Below are 22,487 nucleotides of genomic sequence, written 5' to 3' on the forward strand. Positions count from 1 at the left end.
TACTATATAAAAGTATATTCTCTAGCAAAATAATTTTATATGAATTTTATACTTATTAAATACTGGAAAGACATATCTTGCTGCCTAATTTGGTTTGCTTGTTGTGCAGAAAGCATCTCTTCTTACATAGGGAAAAATATTGGCCCTAAAGTTTGTTAATAGAATTTAAGGAGATTAATTTTAACTTAATCTGTTTAGTATCAGTAATTGGGTAACTTGAATCAATAATTGCGGAAGCAGAGAATTGAGTATTGAGAAGAGGTAACTTGTCGGAAGATTGGGGCATCACCTACCGGGCAATAGTCAGCGCAATCCAGTTTATCCGGATATCTTTTAGAGCGATTACAGGAACAAGCTAAAAATACAGAATGGAGCCAGCTACAGATTATTTGTCTCATTACATAGACAGGGATAAAAAACTGCTCTATAGCAAGTGGTTGCGCGAGATAAGTAGCGATGAGTACCACGAAGGCATGCAAAAACTCTATGAACTGATCTGTAATAATGGTTTAACCCATTGGTTACACGACATCTCCATTCAAACACAACATAGCCAGGAAGACCAAAAATGGTCATCGGAAGATTTTGCGCTTATGCTTATTCAAAGCGGCCTTAAATATATGGCTATTGTAATACCAGAAAACCCAACATCTAAACAAACAGGAGAAATGCTGCGGGATAAATCATATCGTATTTTCGGTAAAACAGTCCTGATTGAATTCTTTGACTCGGTAGAAACAGCAACTGCATGGCTTCTTCCTAATCTGCAGCACTATCGCATCCCTCAGCTCAAATCTTCTGATACACAACTCGATAGTTAGTGTATTTACATAAGCTCCATTATACTTTACTTAAAAGGACAATGCAGACTGCATGAAAACTACTAGAGCTTTCATGCGCAGTTTATCCGGGTTCGATTTCAATATATAGTATTTTATAGTTTCCTTTGGAGTATACAACGATACTCGCACTATGAAAAAACAAGTAGCTGTAATTTTGCTCAGCCTCTGTACGGCATCAGCAATTGCCCAGACCAGTACCTCCAGAGCCCGCGATCTGGGTATACCTTTTGAAGGCTTGCCTGGCCGCTATAATGCCATTACCGATGTACCTGGTGTACTTGTCGGGTATAAAACGCTGATTAAAGGCAAAGGCGAGCTTAAAGTTGGCAAAGGCCCGGTACGTACAGGCGTTACGGTTATACTTCCGAAAGGGAAAACAAATGCCGGTGTACCTGCTGCATGGTTCAGTTTCAATGGCGACGGCGAAATGACTGGCCTGCCTTATATCGAAGATTATGGGCTTAACTATGGCCCTATTGGAATCACGAATACTTATAGTATTGGGGTAGTGCGCGATGCAATAGGTGAATGGAACTTCAAACACTTCTCGCAAGGCGAACTTTTCGACTTTTCTTTCGGACTACCTGTTGTTGGTGAAACCTTTGATGGTATTCTGAATGACATAAACGGCCTGCATGTTAAAAAACAGGACGTATGGGATGCCCTGGACGGAGCTAAGGGTGGCCCTGTTGCTGAAGGAAATGTTGGCGGTGGTACTGGTATGTCGCTTTTCCTGTTTAAAGGCGGCAGCGGTACGGCATCCAGGGTTATAAAAATAGACACAGCTACCTATACGCTAGGTGCTTTTGTGCAGGGTAATTTTGGAGGACGAAAAGATTTGATGGTGGCTGGCGTACCAATCGGCCAAGAAGTGACAGATTTGAAACCTATCATTAAAACAAAAGAAAAAGACGGCTCTATTATAGTGGTTATAGCTACCGATGCCCCGCTCCTGCCCTTGCAACTTAAACAAATTGCCAAGCGTGCAACTGTTGGTGTAGCCCGCACAGGTGGTATTGGCCGTAACAGTTCAGGCGATATTTTCCTGGCATTTAGTACCCGTACTCCGGAGGCTAATGCAAAAGGAACACTGGAAACGTGGCAGTCAGTACCCAAAGAGCAGCTTGATAAGCTTTACCAGGCAACAGCTGAGGCAACCGAAGAAGCAATTATAAATGCACTTGTGGCTGCCCAAACTATGGAAGGTATAAACGGAAACACTATTTATGCGCTGCCACACAATCGCCTGCAGGAAATAATGCGAAAGTATAACAGGCTCGAAATAAAATAAATTTACACCCTGCTTCTGTGCCTCCACTGAAGCAGGGATTTGACTTCTTGTGTTGAACAGCATCTATTCTTTAGTAAAACAACACCAGCTGTTAGTAACATATCGTATAACAAACTAAGCACCAACCACCTCTCAGAATCTGAAATTGAATTTGGCATTAGGTGCTTATGAGCCATCACGATTTCATATCTATCAGCCTTGATCACGGTAACAGCCTTGCTATCATCAGGTGGCTCAGGCAGGTAGAAGCCAAAGAGTATCGTTGCGGCGTATTAAAATCAGGTCGGATAATTATAAATACAAAAGTAGAGCGCTTGCTTGTAAACAGCCTGAAACTGGGCGTGCCCACTTTACAGGACCAAAACTGGGTGGCAGAAAAACTGAAAGAGATTTTTGACCGAAGCAATATCAGAAGAGTTGCCAGAGTTGTGTTCCCCGAAATCTTCTTCCAGATAGCTTCAGAACGTATTTTTAAAACACTTACAATACCTGGGAGCAATTACGAGATCGAAACTTTTACCTCGGAAGAAGAAGCAATGGAATGGTTACTTAACGATATACAAACTACCGAGCTGTTTGAGCAAGTATAAATAATGAGTACATCAGTATTTATACTTCCAGCCTGACTACAATAGTATAAAGAAGTATAAACCAGTTAACAGATTTCCGGTTTTAAACCCCGATATCTTCATTCCAGAGTGCTGGCTTTTCTGTTATAAACTGCTGCATTAGGTTATAGCATTCTTTATTATCGGTTACTACAACCTCTACTCCCCTCGATCTGAGCAGATCTTCTTCGCCCATAAAGGTTTTATTCTCCCCAATTACCACTTTCGGTATGCCATACAAAAGTATGGTGCCTGAGCACATGGGGCACGGCGAGAGTGTTGTGTATAATGTACATTCACGGTATACAGCGGCAGGTTGCCTGCCTGCATTCTCAAGCGCATCCATTTCGCCATGCAGAATAGCGCTACCCTGTTGCACGCGCTTGTTATGGCCACGCCCTATTATCTGCCCGTTATGTACCAGCACCGACCCGATAGGAATACCTCCTTCTTCATAACCTTTTTTTGCCTCGTCTATGGCTGCCTGTAAAAATTCGTCTGTATAGTTCATTTAGCTGTTTCTGTTTATTCAAACTCAGGTACGTAAAAGTAGCTGCATTTGCTAAAGTTTCCCGTCAGTAATAATTAACCTGCAACACATTAGTAGCAAGCAATGATAAAAATCACAAGCAGATAAAATAAGCATCAGTTCTGGCAAGTATACCGCACTATAACTTTGCTATTTATTTAACGATGCAAAAGAAGATGCAAAATAAAGCCATTGTGATTTGGCTGCTAAGCGGCGCAATTCTGATTCTTGTGATGGTTGTGATAGGCGGTATTACACGCCTGACAGGTTCCGGGCTATCTATAGTAGAGTGGAATGTAATTTCAGGTACGCTGCCGCCACTTTCGGATGCAGCCTGGCAATCGGCATTTGAAAAGTATAAACAGTTTCCGGAGTATCAGAAGCTTAACGCTGGCATGTCGTTGCAGGAATTTAAACACATATTCTACTGGGAGTATTCTCACCGGTTGCTTGGCCGCATTATCGGGCTGGTTTTCATACTTCCCTTTTTATACTTCCTGCTTACCAAAAAATTTACAGGATGGCTGTTGAAGAGATTACTCCTTATACTTATACTTGGCATGGCACAAGGGCTTATGGGCTGGCTGATGGTTAAAAGCGGCCTCGTTGATAACCCGCATGTAAGCCACTTCCGGTTAGCTGCCCACCTGCTGCTGGCACTTACACTTATTGGCGTTATACTTTTTACAGCAGCCGACCTTAGCACAAACAATAAAACAGATACCGCAACTCCGGAGCTACGCAAACCATCTATACTTGTGCTGGCTGGCATACTTCTACAAATTATACTTGGAGCCTTTGTGGCGGGCTTAAAAGCAGGCTTTTCCTATAACACATATCCGCTTATGAATGGTGAGATTTTGCCGGCACACCTGTTAGATGGCACGCTTACTTTTGCAGATCTGATGGAAAATGGTGTGCTTATGCAGTTTCTGCACCGGTGGTTTGCGATTGCAGTGCTGTTTCTGATAATTTGGTTCTGGAACAAAACTTTAAAAAGTAATGCTGCTAATAATACCAAAAACCTCGTCAGTATACTGTTGCTAACTGCTTTTGTGCAGGTAGGCTTAGGAATTATAACATTGGTTTTGGCTGTACCTTTAAGTATGGGGGTTATACACCAGGTGGTGGCAGCCATACTTTTTGCATTTGCCGTACTTGCCGTACATCAGCTGCAGCCTAAATTGCGAAACTTAAATTGAAAACAAACTGGTTGCAGCACTTTATTTCTGAAACAGCCAGTAAATTCTTACTTCGGCAATAGAATTTTGGAGCTTTAGCAAATTATTACAACTCAATATCTGTAAGGACATTACCGCATCAGGTTAGCACTCGTTTAACATAGTATAAACTATCTCAGCTTTATACTATGAAAACATATACTATACTTTTTATCATGCTACTGCTGGCTACTGTGGTAAACCAACAGGCAAAAGCGCAGACTTTACCTCCGCAAATAACACAAATCCAAAAACTACAGGAGGCGGAAGAATTATATAAAATTAAAGAAGAAAAGGCTGAAGAAACCCGGAAAACTCTAACCAGAGCCGAGGCCGAATATAAAAAGGCAGAAGCAACATACAAAGCTGCAAAGCAAGCTGATCAAGAAGCATCCCAGGCAGCCAAAAGCGCGAAAAAAGCAGTGCAATTGCATCAAAAATCAATAAAGGCCGATAAGAAAGCCCAGAAGCATAGCAACAGATCAGAGAATTTATCGAACTAAGAACAGTATAAAAAACAGCTTTTAATTAAAGTAGTTTTAAAGGCTTTACACCAGGAAACTACTGACACATATTTATACTTTCGCCTTCATACTTTCGCCATTATAAAAAGTGGAATTCTGAAAGCTTTAATAGAAGTGTAGCTGAAGTATCTTATGCGGCTTCTTTCAGGTCGCAGGGTTTAAATGACGCCAGTTTAGAAGGATAGTATTGCTCCATTTTCTGAAGCATGTATTTTAACAGGTAATAATCTTCAGGACCGGAGCCCGCCAGGTTGATTTTCATACGGTAATCCAGTACTTCTAAAAAGCATTGTGTGTCGTTGTACAAGATAAACTCATATACATTTATAAAAAGCCTTTTTGCCTGATCTGCATTTATTTTGCAGCCCAGTACCTCCCGAACAGCTCTTTTCTTAGACTCTTTCATACACACCTCCTTTGTAATCACCTCAAAGTAAATCACTTAACAGGAGCAAAAAAATGATTAGAATCAATAACCTACAAAAAGTAAGTAAATTTTGAAGGCTTTTAACCAGCAGTGTAGATGCTATTTAAGCTGGCTTGCTGTACTTTTTAGCTGATATGATAACAAATTGCTATCATAACCAGGTAGCAGAAACTCTAAGGCATCATGTACGGTGCAGCAAGCCTGCAGCTCAAAGCGTGGCCCATACGCATGAATTGCTTTTTCTATCATTATTTCACCCACCAGTTCTATAAGCAGATCATCATTGTGCACCAAGGCAACTTTTTTAAGGCTTGTGCTTTGCAGCAGCTGGCCAAGCTCCTCAACCTGCCACTTCTGGTCCTGCGCAATCGGGTTGTGCATAGAGCTATCAATCAGCCAGAGTTTTAGATTTTGATCTTTAATACACTGATAAGCGGAAAGCATAGCTTCCCGAAAGTATGCACTGTTTACGGAATGCAGCCAGGCAGTACAAATTAAGTTGTGCTCTTCTAGCACAATAGCAGTGAAGTCATCCTGAAAAGGCATACTTTCATTATTTGGTTTATATTAATTATAGCTATATTAATGTAACTACGCAAGAACTGTTTAATTGTGTTCAATTTAGCGTGAAGTAATGGCCAGATACTGTTATATTTTTTAGTGAACATCCTGAACCGAAATACCTGACTTTAATAAAATCGTCGAAAGTAAGTATTGCCTGTAACATATAAGTTATTGATATTGAATCTTTAACAAACCAACCACGGGAGAATGATATGAGGCTGATAAAATTGATAATTGAATTCTTTTCATGGAAAAAAATTTAAAAATCCTGAGCGACCGTGAATGCGAAATCTTAGCTATGCTGGCAGAAGGATGTACTATTAAACAGATTGCCGACAAATTGAAAATAAGTGAATCTACTGTAGAAAAACACAGCAGGAGCATGTTACGCAAAAAAGGTTTTGTACATCCTTACCAACTTGTGAGCTGGGCTTATAGCGAAGGTGTGCTACGTTAAGAAATAATGTTAGTGGTATACTTATACTTTAGATAAGATCAAAAGCGCGGGCATATTGTGTAAGGTCGTAAAACGAGTTGGTTTTTAGCTTACTCTTTATGTTACGACGGTGCGTTTCTACGGTAGATACTGAAATAAACAGCTCTTCAGCTGTTTGAGAGGCGCTTTTGCCCAATGCCATCAGGCGCAATATTTCCTGCTCGCGCTCTGATAAGTTACTGTATAAGTGGTAATGGAGCCTCAGGAAATTATTCTCTTCTAATAAGCGAGCCACTTTAGAAGTAACATGGTGTAACGGATCTATCGGGAAAGCCATGGTTATAGTTAAAAGGGGCTTGCCCTCCAAATCGCGCAGCAATACTTTAATGGTGCTCAGGTACCATGCCCAGGGCTCTTTTTCTGAACGGCGTACCTGCTGAAAAAATGATACGATCTCATCGTCATTGTTGCGCTCTACCAGCCCTATCACTTTAGGTATGTAATCTTTAGCATCTTCAGGGTTAAAAAACCTGGTATGATAATCAGGACCTAACCTGCGGATCTCATCTACGCTAAGGCCAAGCTCACGGGTTCCCCGAGGCGAAATATATTCTACTGCAAGCTCTTTTTGCAGGTTATGAATAATAACAACTCCCGGGAGGCTCTCGGCTACAGCTGCTATCTCACTGATCTTTTGCTCAATCAGGAGTTCAGTTTCAGCGTTTTGTGCTGTAGTTTCTGCGTCTGTTTTGTGCTGCATAAGTATAGATTAGCTGCTGGTTACCAGCCTTGCATACAGGCTGCACTAGAAAGATAAAGAATTACATATTAAATATACTATTAACGGGAATATATTTAGTGAATGGAAATTTTGCAGGTAACTGGACATTAATATTGAAATAAAGGAAAGAGAATCTGTAAAGAAGTGATCCTATTCAGCAAGTATGAAATTGGCCTGACAGCCTGAGTTAAAGCGCTGTTTATGAAGCAAAAGAACTATAAAACCACAACATATGTTTGCAGCTTATAAAGCAGGTAAACTACAAAAGCTACAATTTTTATAATAAAGGGAGTGGTTAGATAGTTAGTAGAGAAGGCCTGCCGCAAATAGGCAATGCCTATTTAAAAGCTTTTGCTGACCACATAAGCGTAATTTTTGTTATATTTACACTAACCACAACCTAATTCTTTACAACCAATCATCACATGAAGGCACTTTTTTATCCCTTGTTTTGTATGTTTTTGCTTGTAGCTGCAACCAGCCAGGCACAACAACCAGCTCAAAAAGGTACTACTGCGCCAAGCACACTTTCTACCCAGTTTAATAACCTGAAAGCGAATGCAAATTCGTACCGCGAAAAAAACCAGGAGTATAAGGTAATAAATGTAAGAACCCTGAACGCTTTCTGGGACAATGTGCAGCAAACTATAAAAGAAACAGAGCAAGGCATTCTGAAAGGACAAAAATCGGCGATGCTGGAATTGGCTGAGGCCCGCAAAACTATACAGGAGCAAAACACCCAACTGCAGCAGCTTAAGCAGGAAAATGCCCAGAAAGACCAGCAGGTAAAGCAAAGCCTGCATGATGTAAACAGCCTTACCGTACTTGGTATGGACATGCAGAAGCAATTTTATGTATTACTAACAGCCGGCATTATACTTGCCCTGATTATTGCATTAGCTGTAGTGTTACTGCAGTATAAGAGCAGCAAGCGTATAGCTACAGAAAAACAAAGCGCCTACAACGAAATAGACCAGGAACTGAACGAATACAAGAAGAGTGCCCGCGAGCGCGAACTTAAAATTAAGCGCGATCTGCAAACTGAGATGAACCGCATCGAAGAGCTTAATCAGGAACTGGCGCGCCTTCGCAAAAACCCGCAAGTATAAGTAACAGAATTAAGCAGCGTGCTTTTATACTTTTACAAGGCACATTTCTTATACTTTAATAAAGAATAACTAAAGCAGGAGCGGCAATTGTTGCTCCTGCTTTTTTTGTGCCACCAATTCTATCTGTGCTCGGCTTGCTTTATTACTTCAGAAGCTTTACTGGTATAAATGAAACGGCCTGCCTGTTTGGCTACCTTCCCCACTTGTTATAAGCAGGAAAAACCTTCGATTACTGAAGCTGTAAAGAAGTTTTTTCAGCAGACTTGCACTTGAAAAATCAATACTTCATAAAAATTTAAAAATATTTTATAGCCTACAGCCGTTTAAAGGCACATTTTCATAAATATTCAAAAAAAGATATAGAACAGAGTGAACATTTGTGCATCTTTAAACGTCTTAGTAGTATAATTTTTCAAAATATCATGAACAAAGGAACAGTAAAATTCTTCAACGACTCTAAAGGGTTTGGCTTTATCACAGACGAAGACTCTAACCAGGAGTATTTTGTACACGTTACAGGTCTTGTAAACGAGATCAGAGAAAACGATAAAGTTACTTTCGAGCTAAAAGAGGGTAAAAAAGGACTAAACGCAGTTAATGTTAAACTAGTTTAGTTTATACATACAGCACAGCAAAGAGCCTTACACATTGTGTAAGGCTTTTTTGTTACCCGTTATTTTAAATGTCTTGCTGCTTTTCTTTTAGGCTTTGTCCAGTTTTCATGACAAGCTCTAAACAACATACTTAAACTGATAGCCCAAATAAAGTGAGGGAATGGCACGGATCAGGATCAACATTTTATCCATGCAGGCAGCTTAAGGTATAAGCCAATTATACTTTACTCTACCAGTTTCAGAATCTCGCGGTGGGCGCTATCTATGTGTTGCTTAAAATCTACATACCACTTCTGCCACTCTTCAGTGCGCATACTTTCACCGAGGGTGCGCTCGTAATCAGCTAGTGTGCTGTGTCCCTCTTCAAATATCAGGCGATACGCATCTCCAGTAAAATCAGAAAGCACGCGCATGTGCTGGGCCTTCGGCATCAGGTTGCTTTTCAGCGCTTGGTCGAGCAAGTCTTTCGCGTTACGGAAATGGCCAAACTTCAAATAGAAAATATCCCGAACTATATACATAACAACTCCCCTTCTTTTAACAAAACCAACATAAACTATAAGTATAATAATTTACGCGCATGCGATGGCTTTGTTAAAATGCATGCCTTTGGTTATTATGCAGGTGATTTATACTTAAAACAAACAACCCTCTGGCTTTTAAAAACCAGAGGACTGACTGATAAAGTATAGTGTATAAAATTTACCTGGATGCTATCTGTCTTAATGAATCGCGCATTTCGGTAAGCAGAACTTCTTCTTTGGTTGGTGCCGGTGGTACATCCGGGGCAGCTGCTTTTTTGCGCATCATGCGGTTCATGGCCTTTACGATCATGAAAATGATAAAGGCCAGGATAATGAAGTTTAAAAGCACCGTAATAAAATTACCCCAGGCAAATACGGCACCTAGTTTACGGGCTTCTTCCAGGGCTAGGCCGGCAGGCACTTCTGATGAAAGCGGTACGTAAAGGTCAGAGAAATCCATATCTCCGATAAGTGCGCCTACTAGTGGCATGATCAGGTCGTTTACCACGGAGTTAACCAGCCCGCCAAATGCAGCGCCTATAATTACACCAATGGCAAGGTCCATGACGTTGCCACGCAAGGCAAATTCCTTAAATTCTTTCAGCATTCCCATAAGTAAGTTTAGTTAAGAGGTTATTGGTTGGTTAAGTAATTCAGGCTTAAAAGCACCTCCTAAACCATGACTTCCTGCTGCGGCTTTAAGCTAGTATCGGGTTACGTAAATATAGTATACTTGTTTTATTTTCAGAGCTTTAAGCAAGAGTAAGCTATCACCTGGCCTTTCTTATTCTGGAAGGTTATACCTTACAGTCTTTTCAAACCTCCTAATTCATTTCAGCTGTTTATTTCTCGTTAAGGCAACAGAAGAATTCCGAATCTGATACAGAATCTGAAGTATAACAAATGATAATTGCTGAGTACAATTTTTATAACAGCCTAAAACTCCGGTATATAGGTATGTTCCGGAATTCAAATATAGCCTTTAACAGCTTTATAAGCGCTTTTTGACAAAAATGCAGGTTTTACGAAATCATTTTAAAATGGTTACAACAAATGGAATTTTTTCTATTCGGGGTGGGTTACGATTAAAACCTGTACACTATGAGATATTACACAACTACTATGAAGCAAGAGAAAACGAAATTGACAACAACTGTGGAAATCAGCTTGGATGAGCTTCAGGCCTTACGCACGCTGATCGCTTCCGCTAAAGTTAAGTGTGATACCCTAACAGCAGACTCTACGACAATGTCCAAAAAGTCAGAGATTAATTCGCTTTCTGCAAAGCTTTACAAAATTGGTCTAAACAGAATTGATATAAAATGGCAGTAAATTAAAACATCCGGAAGCCATGCTTTTGCAGCTTCTGTTACTGCTAAATAGTTAAATAACCAAAACGGCCCGCCTATGCGGGCCGTTTTGGTTTGAAGAGGTTTGTGTTTGTTTATGCCGTGGGCACACCTGCCATATCTCTGCCAGGAAAATCTGAAGTATTAGCCTGACAAATACAGGAATAAAAGTCAGGGCCATAGTTTTCATACTTACAGCTACCGGCATACCATATACTTATAAGTTGATTTACACTTACCTGCACGCAACTTGCCAGCCTGCAACCGGCCATACCTTAAAATAACTGCAAGCCTACAACCACACTTGTTAATGCCTGTATATTAATAAGTTACACTTAAACTATAAAAAGTATGGCAAATGCAGTTTTATCCCAGAATTACCCGCTACAAAAACTCAACCTGCACATAGAAGAACGCAAAGGTGGCTCGCCGGCTATCATACTTTTACATGGCATATCTATGTCGCGTGAGGTATGGAAGAAGCAACTGGAAAGCGAGGCGCTGCAGCCGTACCATCTTATTTCTGTGGAGTTGCCGGGGCATGGCGGCTCGGGGTGGTCTGAGGAACCGGAAAGCAACTATACCTTGCCGGGTTATGCCCACACTCTTGCCGAACTGATACCGCAGCTAACAAACGAAAAGTATGTGATTGCCGGTTACTCGCTTGGTGGCAATGTGGCCATAGAGGCGCTGCCAGCTTTAAAGAACTGTATCGGGGTGATGATTGTGAACACGGCGGTAGCCAACAGCCCCGACGACCTGGCAGATGCTTTTTTGGAGGAAAGAACCGATGTGCTGGGAACGATACTGAAAGAGCAGGCCGATGATAAAGAACTGGAAACCTACGCCCATTATTTTTTTGCTGAACGAAACGCGAAAACACCCAACACGCTGGCCCAAGATTACAAAAACACCGACCCAAGGGCGCGCAAGGTGCTGGCGCAAAGTATAAACGATGGCAACTACCAGGACGAAATAGCCCTGATGCAGCAAGCCTCCGTGCCACTGGCCCTGATAACCGGCGAAGAAGACCAGCTGGGCGACAAAACCTACCTCGAAAACCTGGACGTACCCAAATACACCGGCCATACCATTATAGTACCCGATGCCGGCCACATGCCCCAACTGGAGAACAGTCGTTATTTTGACGCAAAACTGGTGGAGTTTGTAGAATACTGCCGCGCAAAAAGCGAGAAGTAAAAGCCCCAGACATCTGAGCGTGCTTGCCACCTCGGAGCATCTAAACACAGATTAACAGCTACTACCATGGAAGACGCTCCGAGGTCTGGAGGACGCTCGGGGGTCGGTTCTGCTTTTGGTTTAGTTGAGGTAGTAGTTCTATAGTTACCATGGGCCAACCAACCTCGCCCCTCAGAGCTACGCTCGCTAGTTTCGAACTCGCGTTCTCACTAGTTTAAGGTGGGGAGTTTGCCGCTACTTATAAAACTATATCAAATCTCTCCTATCATCGAAATAACAAAAGGTATAAATACGACATTCAGAATATGAACGGAGAATAGGTAAACTAATACCAATCAGTATCTAAGATTTTACGATCAGTAAATGCTCACTTAACAAAGCCTGCACGTTTAACAGGCATATAACTTAGTAGCGCCAATCCAAGCCAAAAATAGATCACTCAAACGTCATTATACTGTTTTCAGAACACAGGATGCATTATCCAGCTGCTTTTTTAACATGATAATTACGAAGTTTCACCTGATAATTCTAGACGTTCACATAGAATACTAACCAATCCTGAGAAGCCTTTCCGTCAATAGCCCGAAATAGCCGTATCATACTTCACACCAATTCATCACACTGGTAAATTCATAAGCACTAAATCTATTTTCATATTTTCATTCACCTTAACCCTTGTAGTATGGATAGCAAAAAGTTTACCCAGACCGGGCTCGTTGTTCCGTTTTTATTTGCATTTGCAGGTCTCTTTGGCTGTAGCCAGGAAAACGATATGGCACCGGATGCGAGCTTGAGCCAGAATGCAGTTAATGCTGCAACCGATGGTACAGTTCCATCCAATGTTTCATTCCGCTCTAAACACTACATCGTACTTTCGTCAGAAGAGAGACTTCCGGCCGGACTCGAAAACAAATTGGCTGCTGCTAATGGCCAGGTAACTAACCTGATGTCACAGGCCGGCGTTGCCACCGTTTACTCCGACGACCCTGCTTTTGCCGACAAAGCCCGTAAAATTGCCGGTGTGCGCTCTGTGGTGCGCGACATTAACATACAATGGTATAAACCTGAAAGCCAGAAAGCTGTAGCCCTGGAAGATTATGGTAACCCGCCAGCCAGCGGAGATAACGATACCTATTTTGACCTGCAGTGGGGCCACGCCGCCATACAGGCACCGGCCGCCTGGAATGCTGGTGCGCGTGGCAAAGGCGCACGTGTGGCAGTCCTGGACTCCGGTTTCGACCTGGACCACCCTGATCTGCAGGCAAACATTGATCTGGCTGCCAGTAAGAATTTTGTTATAGGAGAAGAGCTGTCTTACAAGTTAAATGACCCTTTCAGCCATGGCACCCATACAGCAGGCACTATTGCCGCAGCCGATAATGGTTTTGGAACGATAGGTGTAGCACCAGAAGCGCAGCTTATACTTGTAAAAGTGCTCCAAGATTCTGGCTCTGGTTCTTTCTCCTGGATGATTGAAGGTATTGTGCATGCTACCCAGCAAGGTGCCGATGTAATTAATATGAGCTTAGGTGCTGCCATTCCGGGCAACGGAAGGTTCCTGAACGATAACGCCACTCCTAACGACCCATCAGACGACTTTATTGAGCAGGATACCAAAGCTGTGCAGGAACTGTTTGTAGCCATAAACCGGGTAACCAATTATGCTACTAAAAACGGCGTTACAATTATTGCATCGGCTGGCAATGAAGCCAATAATGGCAACGCAGACCAGTCTTTGGTACACATTCCGTCGGGCGCTACAAATGTGCTTTCTATATCGGCTACAGCACCTATAGGCTGGGCTAATAACCCTGCCAGTACTTCTATGGATAACCTGGCTTCTTACTCCAACTATGGTACAGCTGATGTGCAGTTTGCTGCTCCAGGCGGTGACGGCATGTACCCGGGAAATGAGATCGCCAGGATCGGAGGTATTTTACAGTATGTGTTTGTGTTTGATTATGTATTCAGCACTGGCAGCAACTTAACACCAGGCAGAGCATCTTATTACTGGTCGGCAGGTACAAGTATGGCATCGCCCCATGCTGCAGGTGTAGCCGCATTAATTATTGGCAAAAACGGTGGGCAAATGGACCCGGCCCGTGTAACAGCTGCTCTCCGCGCATCTGCCGACGATTTAGGCAAACCTGGCCGAGATCCATACTTTGGTTATGGCAGAGTTAACGCCTTACGCGCTGTTTCTAATGCTTACTAAAGTATAACTAACTTATAAAACATCCTGCAGGAACTTGATCTTCATCCTGCAGGGTGTTTTCTTTTAAAATGAAGTATACTTGTGTTAAACAATTACATCATGTTACCAGATACTGTCTGGTATTCGCGCTCGGCACGTTCCTTAATGCCTAGTAGCATGCGGCGCTCCATTATAAAATGTATTGGTTCGAAAATCAGGAAATCCAGTGCTTTTTTAGTTATGCTCTCTTCAGGCTGCCCATGCGAGCGAATGATCAGCCGCGTGGTGTGCGCATTTATAGGTTTCAAAACAAAAGCACCCCAGCCTTTTAACACAAGATGCCGGTAAGGCTCCAAAGCCACAACAGGTAACAAAGGGAAATCGCCGTAAACTTTGCCGGTAGCCAACCGTACTTTATCCCCTACTTTCAGGTTTTGCCACTCGGGCACAATGCGGTTTGCATTATGAATATCTGCCGCTATCAGGTTCTCTAAAAAAGTATAACTGTAAAAACCTGCACGGTTCTGCCCTATCTGCACCAACCAGGGCCATACTGCCTCAGCAGGGGCATTTATAGTGATAGCATGTGTGGCACTGGCATAAGCCATCAGCTCATCTCCAGGCAAAGGCTGCTTTAATTCGTCATCGGTAGCGCCCCAGCGTAAGTGCCATTTACGTGCCAGGCTAAGTATGGCCATATACCCGCCAATTCCTAAGGCTGTGTTCCTGGCAATTTTAGATACTGCCATAAAGTAGTTTTAAGTTAATATTATAAAGTATACGCTATCGCGGATATAAAGTAATTAATAACTTATCTTACTTAAAGTCTATAATATATCATTTAAAATGCGACCAAACATAGAATATAACGTATACCTTTACCAATACAAACTTGTTTATTTTTGTGTTTACGTGAATTAATTACGTACCCTGCGCGTTGACTTTTTACCTCAAAGCAAGTTAAATATCTACAATATCCTTTACTACAAATGATTGAAGGGCAGTTTTAGATAATATCTATTGCAGCCTTACGCTTATTATTTATGAAGAAATCCCTGAATTTTATTCAGCAATCGATAAATATACTACCGGATGCTACCATTGTTATAGATCAGCAGGGCCATATTGTAACTGCTAACCATAATACAACGCTGCTCTTCGAGTATGAACTGGAAGAATTGGCCGGGCGCGAGCTAGCTATGCTTATACCACAGCAATACCGGGTAGCGCACAGCGAGCATATTAAAAAGTATATGGAGCAGCCTTCCGTCAGGAAAATGGGTGAAGGCATGCACTTATATGGCCAGAAAAAATTTGGGGAAGAGATAGATGTTGACGTTGCCCTTGCCCCTATTACCTTACGCGACGTGCCACTCGTAATTGCTACGATACGTGATATAACGGATAAAAAAGAACTGGAACGCAGGCTGCTGAAGAAAAACGAGCAACTGGAGATTATTAACGCAGAGCTGGAGCGCTTCAGTTATATTATTTCCCATGATCTGAAAGCACCTCTTATTAATATACATGCCCTAGTGCACCTGATGACAAGAGAGCTGCCGAAAGAAAAAGGCGCAAAGTTAGACCGTTACATTCAGGCGCTGCGTAGCAGCCTCGAAGCCATGTCAGGACTAATATCGGGCGTAGCTGCTTACTCCAAGGCAGGTATCAGCGAGTGCGAAGACGATGTGGTTGACTTAAATGAAACGCTGGACGAAGTGTTTAAACTGGTACATCTTCCGTCCCGTTTTCACCTGGATACCCAAGGCCAGCTTCCTGTTATAAGAGGCAACAGAACCAAGATATTACAGGTGTTCTTAAATCTGATCACCAACTCGGTAAAGTATAACGACAAGGAAGCACCTGTACTTGCCATCCATTCTAAAGAAACCAGCAGGTATCATTGCATTACGGTTGAAGACAATGGCCCGGGCGTGCCGGTAGAGCTGCGTAAAAAAATATTCCACCTCTTCCGTAAAGGCTCAATAGACCACATAGATTCGCAGGGTATTGGCCTGGCCGTAGTAAAAAAGATAATAGAAAACAGGGGCGGAAGTATAAATGTGGATGACAGCCCTTTAGGTGGAGCCGCATTTAGCTTTAAATGGCCTAAGTATAATTCAGAAAAAAAGCGCACGCAAAATCCGGACGGCATCAAGTATAAACAAGGCGCTACAGATGGCAGCACCATTATGCAGGTAGGCACAAATACCATTGAACTGAATCCGGAGTAAAAAATACAAGTATAAAACCCGCCCAAAAAATTAAGGCGGATTTTATACTTGCCGCAGCTTTATTTGACTAGCTGTTAAAACTCTTTTCCGAACTCAACTAATGTGCCCTCTAAACTACAGAGATTATACTATTAACCATCAGCTAATAAGCATGTCCAAAAACTATATTTTCTGAAATACCAGGTAATCTACCATGCGCCAGGTAGTACCATCTTTGCTTACTTCAAACGTCATTTTAAAAGGTTTCTCTGAAAGCTTTTCGTAAATAAAATGCTGCAGCGTTGGGTTTGCTCCTTTATTTTCCTGGCTGAAAGTCAAGGTTAATTTCCCATTTTTCCAGCCGTCGCCGGTAAACTTGCGATGGCCACCGAAGTTATCAAAAACGTAAGCCACAAACTCTCCGCTCTGTGCATCAAGGCCCCACCACGAGGTGGCTTTATAGGTATTAGGCACTTTATCAATGTGCCTATATTCTACCCAACTGCTATCCAGGGAAGGTGTGAAAGAAAGATCAGCGGCAATAGGCTTCCCGTTCGAAAATTTCCCTTCGCCGGTCCAGTTGCCAGCAAAATAACTGATCAATTCTTTAGAGGGTTTAGCTTGTTTTGGTTTTTGCTGCGCCTGTGTGCCAAGGGCGGCCATAAAAAGGCCCAGTGCTAACGTTACTTTTTTCATTCGTTTTATTTTGGTGTATTGGTGGCAGTACTATGCTTAATTGAAATAAAGCATTCAATGGTAAAGGTTGTGAAGGGGCTTACAAAGCAACTTAATGGACTGAAGTATGAAATGTGATTCTACTTAAAGCTTAGGCAAAAACATTACATCCAGGTATAAGCAGACTTATTCCTGCACTTTATCAATCGTTTTGCGCTTGGTTTCTTTTACTTGCCGGAAATGGCCAGGCGTAAGTCCGGTAACTTTTTTAAATTGGTTAGAAAGGTGTGCTACGCTGCTGTAGCCTAATTCATAAGCAATCTCTTTCAGGCTTAATTCGTTGTAAACCAATAATTCCTTAACCCGCTCAACGCGCTGCAGTATCAGGTATTTCTCTATGGTAATGCCCTCAAAAGCTGAAAAAAGAGAGCTGATGTAATTGTAATCCAACCCTACTTTCTGAGCAATATAATCCGATACATTGATATGAAGATCTGCCGTGCCCTGTTGGTGAATAAGCTCAATAACTGCCAGTTTAACCTGCTCTATTAACTTTGTCTTGCGGTCATCGAGTATATCAAAACCATTGGCTTCCATTACCTGCTTTATTATCTCCATATCGAAAGTATTATCAGGAGAAGAAATTTCGGCTTCGCCTAAGCCTACGCTTATAACAGTATAGCCCAGGTTAGTAAGCTCTTCGGCAACCACGCGTTTGCAACGGTCGCATACCATGTTTTTAATGTATAGTTTTATACTTGCCATTTCCTTGAATTTCGACAAAAATAAACAATGCAAAACCTTTCGTTATTACATTATATCTGCAATCTTTTACAAATTTAAGGTAATTGCAGTTTATCATTCATCAAACGTAGCACCAAACCTCCTGCATAAAAAACAGGGTATGAATCAAAGAGTTATTCCTTCCATATTTGGGTGCTATCTCTCTTTATATAAACTATACTTTAGGCTGCACAGTATCGGTAAACTTACTTAATTTGCACCAATTACCTTTTTCTGAAGTATAACATGCTGCAAAGCAAAACTAAAAAATATACACTATGAGCACAGCAGTACGAGATCTGGAGCCAAAAGCACTCTGGAACCACTTTGCCGACCTGAATGCCGTTCCGAGGCCATCCAAAAAAGAAGAGCGGGTTATTCAGTTTATCAAGGATTTTGGCAATAGCCTGGGCCTGGAAACCATAGAAGACGAAACCGGAAATGTGATCATCCGCAAGCCGGCCACAGCGGGTATGGAGAACCGTAAAACCGTTCTGCTGCAAAGCCACCTCGACATGGTACACCAGAAAAATGCCGATACCAATTTCGACTTTAACACACAAGGTATCGATATGTTTGTAGATGGTGATTGGGTTAAGGCAAAAGGCACTACTTTGGGCGCTGACAACGGTATAGGTGTTGCTACCATTATGGCTTTGCTGGCATCTAAAGATATTGAGCACCCTCCCATCGAAGCGTTATTTACCATAGATGAAGAAACCGGCATGACTGGTGCACTAGGTTTAAAAGGCGGCTTGCTGAACGCCGAGATCATGCTGAATTTGGATACGGAAGATGACCATGAACTAACAATAGGCTGCGCCGGTGGCATTGATGTAACTGCTACTGGCACTTACGAAACTGAAACTATCGGTACCGATTTTAAAGCTTACAGCATCGGTGTAAAAGGCCTTACAGGCGGCCACTCTGGCATGGATATTCACTTGGGGCGGGGAAATGCCAATAAGTTAATGAATCGTGTCTTGTTTCAGGCTGCCGGGCAGTTTGGGTTACGCATAGCGGCAGTAGATGGCGGTAGCCTGCGTAATGCTATTCCGCGCGAATCGTTTGCGATTGTTGCAGTTCCGCATGCGCAGGATACCGCATTCCAGAGCTTCCTTAATTCTGAAAAAGCAGCTTTGAAAAGCGAATACGCTACAACCGATCCTAACCTGGAGGTAATGTTGGAAACTGCAGAGCAACCACAACAGGTATGGGCTCCGGATTTCCAGTATAAATTATTGCGTGCCATTTACGCCTGCCCTAACGGCATTTTCCGCATGAGCCCTGACATAGCCGGCCTGGTACAAACATCCAATAACCTTGCCCGTGTACTGGTAAAAGATGGAAACTATTCGTTGCAGTGCCTTACCCGCAGCTCTGTAGATACTGAAAAAATGGATCTGGCGCGTGCCATACAAGGTACTTTTGAACTGGCTGGTGCAAGTATAACTATGGCTGGCTCCTACCCTGGCTGGACACCACGCCCAGGTGCCAGCATTGTAAAGCTGATGAGCGACCTATACCGCGAAATGTACCACGAAGAGGCAGATGTTAATGCCTGCCATGCGGGATTGGAATGTGGTATAGTCGGATCTAATTACCCTGAAATGGAGATGATCTCTTTCGGGCCTAACATACGCGGTGCCCACTCCCCCGACGAGAAAGTACAGATAAGCTCTGTTCAGAAATATTGGGAGTTTACATTGGAAACCCTGAAAAGAATACCTGCAAAAGCGTAAAGTATAAATTAAAAAAGCTGCCTGTTGCAAAGGCAGCTTTTTAGTTCCAGCTAGAAAATTCTGATTGAGAACAAATTTAAAGTATAATCCAAAGCCTGCTACTGGTTATATTTTAAACAAAAAAGCACCTGCTTTAATACAGGTGCTTTTTTATGTATCTAAACTTCAGAAAGTTGAAATCATTTAAATGTCAACTACTGTCTTACACCTATACTAAGTATAGATGGTGTTACACGCGCAATATTATCTACGGCCGTTTTCAGTTAGAAATGTCGGTTTGTATTTAGGCTTAAAATCGATCTTGCTATAAGCCGGGCATTGTGTACGCTGGCAAGACGAAATTGTAACTAACAGAATAAGAAAGGTTAACAATTTAAGTAATTGTGGTTTCATGAATTGTTTTTTAGTGTTTTGTATAAGGTTGATAGATGAATGTTTACTCTGGTTTCCTATACTTTTAAACAAAACACACATACCTTCCCTTCAGCACTAGTTTATACTATTGCATTAGTTATCTGTGTAAAAGAATAGATAGATTAAGTTTGATTTTATATAGCGGTGCAAACATATATATATTATTTAATGTATAACAACTTTAGTGCAACTATTTTTAATATTGTTTAATGATTCATGGTTATTATTGACTTAAACCAGCAATAAAAGTATTTAGGCGGCTTTAACAATTTTTAAAGAACTTCTTTTTGACCAAAAATATAATGTTATAAAAATATAAAAGCAGCTAAACCTTCGTTTAGCTGCTTTTAAAAATCTATCTGAGTATAAAACTATTTAAGCCAGTTTTCCCTGCAACTCTTCTACTTCCATCATCAGGGTTTCCCATTTCTCGTTTGTAGAATCAAGCTCTTTCTTTACCACTTCAAATTTCTGCGAAGTTTCCTGAAGCAAACTTACATTACCGTATACTTTAGGGTCTGCAAGCTGAGCTTCATAACTAGCCAGCTCCTGCTCCAGTTTTTGTACCTGCTTTTCTACCTCGCTTAGTTGTTTATTTGCCTGCTTCAGTTGGTTATTAAGCGCAGCAAAATCAGAATTATCGCGTTGCTTTGGCTTAACATCTTCTTTCTTAGCCGGTGATGGTGCATTGGATGCTGTTTTTTTGGCTTCTTTATCGCGCTTCTCTTGGAACTGTTCATACTCTTCGTAGGTACCCGGGTACTCTTTCAGCTGATAATCCTCGATGTACCAGATTTTGGTAGCTACATTTTCTACAAAATAACGGTCGTGGGAAATTACTACAAACGTACCTTCGTATTGCTCCAGTGCCTGAATCAGGATATTCACAGACTGCATATCGAGGTGGTTGGTAGGTTCATCCAGCATCAGGAAGTTAGCTTCTGAAATAAGCGTTTTAGCCAAGGCTACCCTACTCTTCTCGCCTCCTGATAATACTTTGATCTTTTTGAAAACAGTATCGCCGGTAAATAGGAATGAGCCTAACAGCGTGCGCAATTCGACTTCAGATTTTTTAGAACCTGCCTGCTGTAGCTCCTGCAGAATTTCGTTCTCAACGTTCAGTGCTTCCAGCTGGTGCTGCGCGTAAAACGACATGATGACATTATGCCCCAATTCGCGTTTACCGTCAATCTTTTCGGTGCCGGCAATTATGCGCAGTAAAGTGGATTTACCTTTACCATTGGCACCAATCAGCGCTATTTTATCACCTCGTTCTATGTGCACATTTGTATCGCGGAAAATGATCTTTTCATCAAAACGCTTACTCATGTGCTCCAAGCGAAATATATGGCGCCCGGGCTGTGTGCTGAATTTAAAGCTGAAATTAACTTTAGCAGCATCCGGTGCCACATCATCTATCCGGTCCATGCGGTCCAGCTGCTTCATGCGGCTTTGAGCCTGCTTCGCTTTAGATGCCTTGGCCTTGAAACGCTCAATAAAGCGCTCTGCCTGTCGGATCTGTGCCTGCTGGTTCTCGTATGCGCCTTTCTGAATCTCGTTGCGCATAGCTTTTTCTTCTAAGTAAAAGCTATAGTTGCCCGGGTATACATTCAGTTTGCTATTCGAAACCTCTACGGTTATATTGGTCGTCTTATCCAGAAACTCCCGGTCGTGCGATACAATGACAACAGCCCCTTCAAAACGCTCCAGGTAATTCTCAAGCCATTTGATAGAAGGTAAGTCCAGGTGGTTGGTAGGCTCATCGAGCAGCAGCAGCGATGGTTGCTGCAAAAGTATTTTAGCCAGCATAACGCGCATACGCCAGCCACCCGAAAAAGAAGCCAATGGTTTTTGTAACTCCTCCGTACTGAAGCCAAGCCCTTCCAGAATAGCTTCTGCCTCAGCCTGCATGGTGTAGCCACCTAAAGCCTCAAAACGCTCCTGCAATTGTGCCAGTTTATCTACAAGCGCATCATGGAAGTTGTTCTCAAACTCCACCAGCACCTTATCAATTTCCTTTTGTAAGCTTAGCGCCTCATCAAAGGCCTGCATGGCTACCGAAAGTATACTTTCATGTGTTTCATAGCTCAGCAGGTCCTGGTTCAGGAAACCAATGGTAGTTTCCTTGCTCATTTGTATGCTGCCGCCATCCGGTTTATACTCGCCTACTATAATGCGTAGCAAAGTGGATTTACCTGTACCATTCAGCCCGATCAGACCAATTTTATCTTTTGGTTTAATGTGCAGGTTGGCATCCTCGTACATAGGGCGGCTGCCGAAATGAAAGTTAAGGTTATTGATGGAGATCATGTGTCCGGAAAATCTTTAAAACGCAAAGGTACTTAATTTACAGCATACGATGCAGCAATAGCACCACATTGAGCCGTTTGCACAACTATAAACCATTAAGTATGGTTAAAAGTGCAAACAAGATGTAAATGGCCATCT

The 22,487-nt window shown here is 42.2% G+C and carries 23 protein-coding genes; 13 read left to right on the forward strand and 10 right to left on the reverse strand.

Annotation, left to right across the window (positions count from 1 at the left end):
• Window positions 1-368: 368 nt before the first annotated feature.
• From LWP20_RS16560 to LWP20_RS16570, 3 genes are all read left to right on the forward strand, one after another.
• The gene (locus LWP20_RS16560) at window positions 369-821 is read left to right on the forward strand and encodes a hypothetical protein (protein WP_242929291.1); all 453 of its coding nucleotides are present in this window, start codon (window positions 369-371) and stop codon (window positions 819-821) included.
• Window positions 822-972: 151 nt separating this feature from the next.
• On the forward strand, window positions 973-2,133 hold the full coding sequence (locus tag LWP20_RS16565; RefSeq protein WP_242929292.1) for a DmpA family aminopeptidase: 1,161 nt from the start codon (window positions 973-975) through the stop codon (window positions 2,131-2,133).
• A 167-nt stretch (window positions 2,134-2,300) separates the two neighbouring features.
• Window positions 2,301-2,723: a hypothetical protein gene (locus LWP20_RS16570; RefSeq protein ID WP_242929293.1), complete on the forward strand. Its 423-nt coding sequence runs from the start codon at window positions 2,301-2,303 to the stop codon at window positions 2,721-2,723.
• Window positions 2,724-2,805: 82 nt separating this feature from the next.
• On the opposite strand, the gene LWP20_RS16575 is transcribed toward LWP20_RS16570, so the two are convergent.
• Entirely contained in the window at window positions 2,806-3,252 is a 447-nt protein-coding gene (locus LWP20_RS16575; RefSeq protein WP_242929294.1) for a nucleoside deaminase, read from the reverse strand.
• A gap of 182 nt (window positions 3,253-3,434) precedes the next feature.
• Here LWP20_RS16575 and LWP20_RS16580 point away from each other — a divergent pair, with 182 nt between their 5' ends.
• Window positions 3,435-4,472, forward strand: coding sequence for a COX15/CtaA family protein (locus LWP20_RS16580; RefSeq protein ID WP_242929295.1), 1,038 nt, complete (start codon window positions 3,435-3,437; stop codon window positions 4,470-4,472).
• A 194-nt stretch (window positions 4,473-4,666) separates the two neighbouring features.
• On the forward strand, window positions 4,667-4,993 hold the full coding sequence (locus LWP20_RS16585; RefSeq protein ID WP_242929296.1) for a hypothetical protein: 327 nt from the start codon (window positions 4,667-4,669) through the stop codon (window positions 4,991-4,993).
• 151 nt (window positions 4,994-5,144) lie between these two features.
• Here LWP20_RS16585 and LWP20_RS16590 read toward each other — a convergent pair whose 3' ends face one another.
• The gene (locus tag LWP20_RS16590) at window positions 5,145-5,420 is read right to left on the reverse strand and encodes a hypothetical protein (protein ID WP_242929297.1); all 276 of its coding nucleotides are present in this window, start codon (window positions 5,418-5,420) and stop codon (window positions 5,145-5,147) included.
• A 120-nt stretch (window positions 5,421-5,540) separates the two neighbouring features.
• Window positions 5,541-5,987, reverse strand: coding sequence for a hypothetical protein (locus LWP20_RS16595; RefSeq protein WP_242929298.1), 447 nt, complete (start codon window positions 5,985-5,987; stop codon window positions 5,541-5,543).
• Between the two features lie 265 nt (window positions 5,988-6,252).
• Between LWP20_RS16595 and LWP20_RS16600 the strand changes: the two genes are divergently transcribed.
• Window positions 6,253-6,462, forward strand: a complete 210-nt coding sequence (locus LWP20_RS16600) for a response regulator transcription factor (RefSeq protein ID WP_242929299.1) — start codon at window positions 6,253-6,255, stop codon at window positions 6,460-6,462.
• 28 nt (window positions 6,463-6,490) lie between these two features.
• On the opposite strand, the gene LWP20_RS16605 is transcribed toward LWP20_RS16600, so the two are convergent.
• On the reverse strand, window positions 6,491-7,201 hold the full coding sequence (locus LWP20_RS16605; protein ID WP_242929300.1) for a helix-turn-helix domain-containing protein: 711 nt from the start codon (window positions 7,199-7,201) through the stop codon (window positions 6,491-6,493).
• 446 nt (window positions 7,202-7,647) lie between these two features.
• On the opposite strand from LWP20_RS16605, the gene LWP20_RS16610 reads away from it, so the two are divergent.
• Both LWP20_RS16610 and LWP20_RS16615 read left to right on the forward strand, forming a co-directional pair.
• The gene (locus LWP20_RS16610) at window positions 7,648-8,331 is read left to right on the forward strand and encodes a hypothetical protein (protein ID WP_242929301.1); all 684 of its coding nucleotides are present in this window, start codon (window positions 7,648-7,650) and stop codon (window positions 8,329-8,331) included.
• A gap of 422 nt (window positions 8,332-8,753) precedes the next feature.
• Window positions 8,754-8,945, forward strand: a complete 192-nt coding sequence (locus LWP20_RS16615) for a cold-shock protein (RefSeq protein WP_242929302.1) — start codon at window positions 8,754-8,756, stop codon at window positions 8,943-8,945.
• Window positions 8,946-9,169: 224 nt separating this feature from the next.
• On the opposite strand, the gene LWP20_RS16620 is transcribed toward LWP20_RS16615, so the two are convergent.
• Both LWP20_RS16620 and mscL read right to left on the reverse strand, forming a co-directional pair.
• Window positions 9,170-9,466, reverse strand: a complete 297-nt coding sequence (locus tag LWP20_RS16620) for a hypothetical protein (RefSeq protein ID WP_242929303.1) — start codon at window positions 9,464-9,466, stop codon at window positions 9,170-9,172.
• Window positions 9,467-9,647: 181 nt separating this feature from the next.
• Complete coding sequence (mscL, locus tag LWP20_RS16625) at window positions 9,648-10,082, reverse strand: large conductance mechanosensitive channel protein MscL (RefSeq protein ID WP_242929304.1); 435 nt, start codon at window positions 10,080-10,082, stop codon at window positions 9,648-9,650.
• 509 nt (window positions 10,083-10,591) lie between these two features.
• On the opposite strand from mscL, the gene LWP20_RS16630 reads away from it, so the two are divergent.
• The 3 genes from LWP20_RS16630 to LWP20_RS16640 all read left to right on the forward strand — a co-directional run bounded on the left by LWP20_RS16630 (window position 10,592) and on the right by LWP20_RS16640 (window position 14,233).
• The gene (locus tag LWP20_RS16630; protein ID WP_242929305.1) at window positions 10,592-10,801 is read left to right on the forward strand and encodes a hypothetical protein; all 210 of its coding nucleotides are present in this window, start codon (window positions 10,592-10,594) and stop codon (window positions 10,799-10,801) included.
• A 368-nt stretch (window positions 10,802-11,169) separates the two neighbouring features.
• On the forward strand, window positions 11,170-12,018 hold the full coding sequence (locus tag LWP20_RS16635; RefSeq protein ID WP_242929306.1) for an alpha/beta fold hydrolase: 849 nt from the start codon (window positions 11,170-11,172) through the stop codon (window positions 12,016-12,018).
• A gap of 682 nt (window positions 12,019-12,700) precedes the next feature.
• Entirely contained in the window at window positions 12,701-14,233 is a 1,533-nt protein-coding gene (locus LWP20_RS16640; protein WP_242929307.1) for a S8 family peptidase, read from the forward strand.
• A 92-nt stretch (window positions 14,234-14,325) separates the two neighbouring features.
• On the opposite strand, the gene LWP20_RS16645 is transcribed toward LWP20_RS16640, so the two are convergent.
• Complete coding sequence (locus tag LWP20_RS16645; protein WP_242929308.1) at window positions 14,326-14,961, reverse strand: SRPBCC family protein; 636 nt, start codon at window positions 14,959-14,961, stop codon at window positions 14,326-14,328.
• Window positions 14,962-15,255: 294 nt separating this feature from the next.
• On the opposite strand from LWP20_RS16645, the gene LWP20_RS16650 reads away from it, so the two are divergent.
• Window positions 15,256-16,446, forward strand: a complete 1,191-nt coding sequence (locus tag LWP20_RS16650; RefSeq protein WP_242929309.1) for a sensor histidine kinase — start codon at window positions 15,256-15,258, stop codon at window positions 16,444-16,446.
• Window positions 16,447-16,608: 162 nt separating this feature from the next.
• Here the strand turns inward: LWP20_RS16650 and LWP20_RS16655 are convergent, their stop codons facing one another.
• Both LWP20_RS16655 and LWP20_RS16660 read right to left on the reverse strand, forming a co-directional pair.
• Window positions 16,609-17,121, reverse strand: a complete 513-nt coding sequence (locus tag LWP20_RS16655) for a hypothetical protein (RefSeq protein WP_242929310.1) — start codon at window positions 17,119-17,121, stop codon at window positions 16,609-16,611.
• A 165-nt stretch (window positions 17,122-17,286) separates the two neighbouring features.
• The gene (locus tag LWP20_RS16660; RefSeq protein WP_262914629.1) at window positions 17,287-17,883 is read right to left on the reverse strand and encodes an AraC family transcriptional regulator; all 597 of its coding nucleotides are present in this window, start codon (window positions 17,881-17,883) and stop codon (window positions 17,287-17,289) included.
• Window positions 17,884-18,161: 278 nt separating this feature from the next.
• Here LWP20_RS16660 and LWP20_RS16665 point away from each other — a divergent pair, with 278 nt between their 5' ends.
• Window positions 18,162-19,625, forward strand: a complete 1,464-nt coding sequence (locus tag LWP20_RS16665) for an aminoacyl-histidine dipeptidase (RefSeq protein ID WP_242929311.1) — start codon at window positions 18,162-18,164, stop codon at window positions 19,623-19,625.
• A 789-nt stretch (window positions 19,626-20,414) separates the two neighbouring features.
• Here the strand turns inward: LWP20_RS16665 and LWP20_RS16670 are convergent.
• Window positions 20,415-22,349, reverse strand: a complete 1,935-nt coding sequence (locus LWP20_RS16670) for an ABC-F family ATP-binding cassette domain-containing protein (RefSeq protein WP_242929312.1) — start codon at window positions 22,347-22,349, stop codon at window positions 20,415-20,417.
• Between the last annotated feature and the right edge of the window lie 138 nt (window positions 22,350-22,487).

The organism is Pontibacter vulgaris, assembly GCF_022758145.1.
GTDB classification, from domain to species: Bacteria; Bacteroidota; Bacteroidia; order Cytophagales; family Hymenobacteraceae; genus Pontibacter; species Pontibacter vulgaris.

What these genes read in the sequence shown, in the direction of transcription:
- LWP20_RS16560 (WP_242929291.1), top strand. Translation starts at nt 369, where the DNA reads ATGGAGCCAGCTACAGATTATTTGTCTCATTACATAGACAGGGATAAA.
- LWP20_RS16565 (WP_242929292.1), top strand. Translation starts at nt 973, where the DNA reads ATGAAAAAACAAGTAGCTGTAATTTTGCTCAGCCTCTGTACGGCATCA.
- LWP20_RS16570 (WP_242929293.1), top strand. Translation starts at nt 2,301, where the DNA reads ATGAGCCATCACGATTTCATATCTATCAGCCTTGATCACGGTAACAGC.
- LWP20_RS16575 (WP_242929294.1), bottom strand. Translation starts at nt 3,252, where the DNA reads ATGAACTATACAGACGAATTTTTACAGGCAGCCATAGACGAGGCAAAA.
- LWP20_RS16580 (WP_242929295.1), top strand. Translation starts at nt 3,435, where the DNA reads ATGCAAAAGAAGATGCAAAATAAAGCCATTGTGATTTGGCTGCTAAGC.
- LWP20_RS16585 (WP_242929296.1), top strand. Translation starts at nt 4,667, where the DNA reads ATGCTACTGCTGGCTACTGTGGTAAACCAACAGGCAAAAGCGCAGACT.
- LWP20_RS16590 (WP_242929297.1), bottom strand. Translation starts at nt 5,420, where the DNA reads ATGAAAGAGTCTAAGAAAAGAGCTGTTCGGGAGGTACTGGGCTGCAAA.
- LWP20_RS16595 (WP_242929298.1), bottom strand. Translation starts at nt 5,987, where the DNA reads ATGCCTTTTCAGGATGACTTCACTGCTATTGTGCTAGAAGAGCACAAC.
- LWP20_RS16600 (WP_242929299.1), top strand. Translation starts at nt 6,253, where the DNA reads ATGGAAAAAAATTTAAAAATCCTGAGCGACCGTGAATGCGAAATCTTA.
- LWP20_RS16605 (WP_242929300.1), bottom strand. Translation starts at nt 7,201, where the DNA reads ATGCAGCACAAAACAGACGCAGAAACTACAGCACAAAACGCTGAAACT.
- LWP20_RS16610 (WP_242929301.1), top strand. Translation starts at nt 7,648, where the DNA reads ATGAAGGCACTTTTTTATCCCTTGTTTTGTATGTTTTTGCTTGTAGCT.
- LWP20_RS16615 (WP_242929302.1), top strand. Translation starts at nt 8,754, where the DNA reads ATGAACAAAGGAACAGTAAAATTCTTCAACGACTCTAAAGGGTTTGGC.
- LWP20_RS16620 (WP_242929303.1), bottom strand. Translation starts at nt 9,466, where the DNA reads ATGTATATAGTTCGGGATATTTTCTATTTGAAGTTTGGCCATTTCCGT.
- mscL (WP_242929304.1), bottom strand. Translation starts at nt 10,082, where the DNA reads ATGGGAATGCTGAAAGAATTTAAGGAATTTGCCTTGCGTGGCAACGTC.
- LWP20_RS16630 (WP_242929305.1), top strand. Translation starts at nt 10,592, where the DNA reads ATGAAGCAAGAGAAAACGAAATTGACAACAACTGTGGAAATCAGCTTG.
- LWP20_RS16635 (WP_242929306.1), top strand. Translation starts at nt 11,170, where the DNA reads ATGGCAAATGCAGTTTTATCCCAGAATTACCCGCTACAAAAACTCAAC.
- LWP20_RS16640 (WP_242929307.1), top strand. Translation starts at nt 12,701, where the DNA reads ATGGATAGCAAAAAGTTTACCCAGACCGGGCTCGTTGTTCCGTTTTTA.
- LWP20_RS16645 (WP_242929308.1), bottom strand. Translation starts at nt 14,961, where the DNA reads ATGGCAGTATCTAAAATTGCCAGGAACACAGCCTTAGGAATTGGCGGG.
- LWP20_RS16650 (WP_242929309.1), top strand. Translation starts at nt 15,256, where the DNA reads ATGAAGAAATCCCTGAATTTTATTCAGCAATCGATAAATATACTACCG.
- LWP20_RS16655 (WP_242929310.1), bottom strand. Translation starts at nt 17,121, where the DNA reads ATGAAAAAAGTAACGTTAGCACTGGGCCTTTTTATGGCCGCCCTTGGC.
- LWP20_RS16665 (WP_242929311.1), top strand. Translation starts at nt 18,162, where the DNA reads ATGAGCACAGCAGTACGAGATCTGGAGCCAAAAGCACTCTGGAACCAC.
- LWP20_RS16670 (WP_242929312.1), bottom strand. Translation starts at nt 22,349, where the DNA reads ATGATCTCCATCAATAACCTTAACTTTCATTTCGGCAGCCGCCCTATG.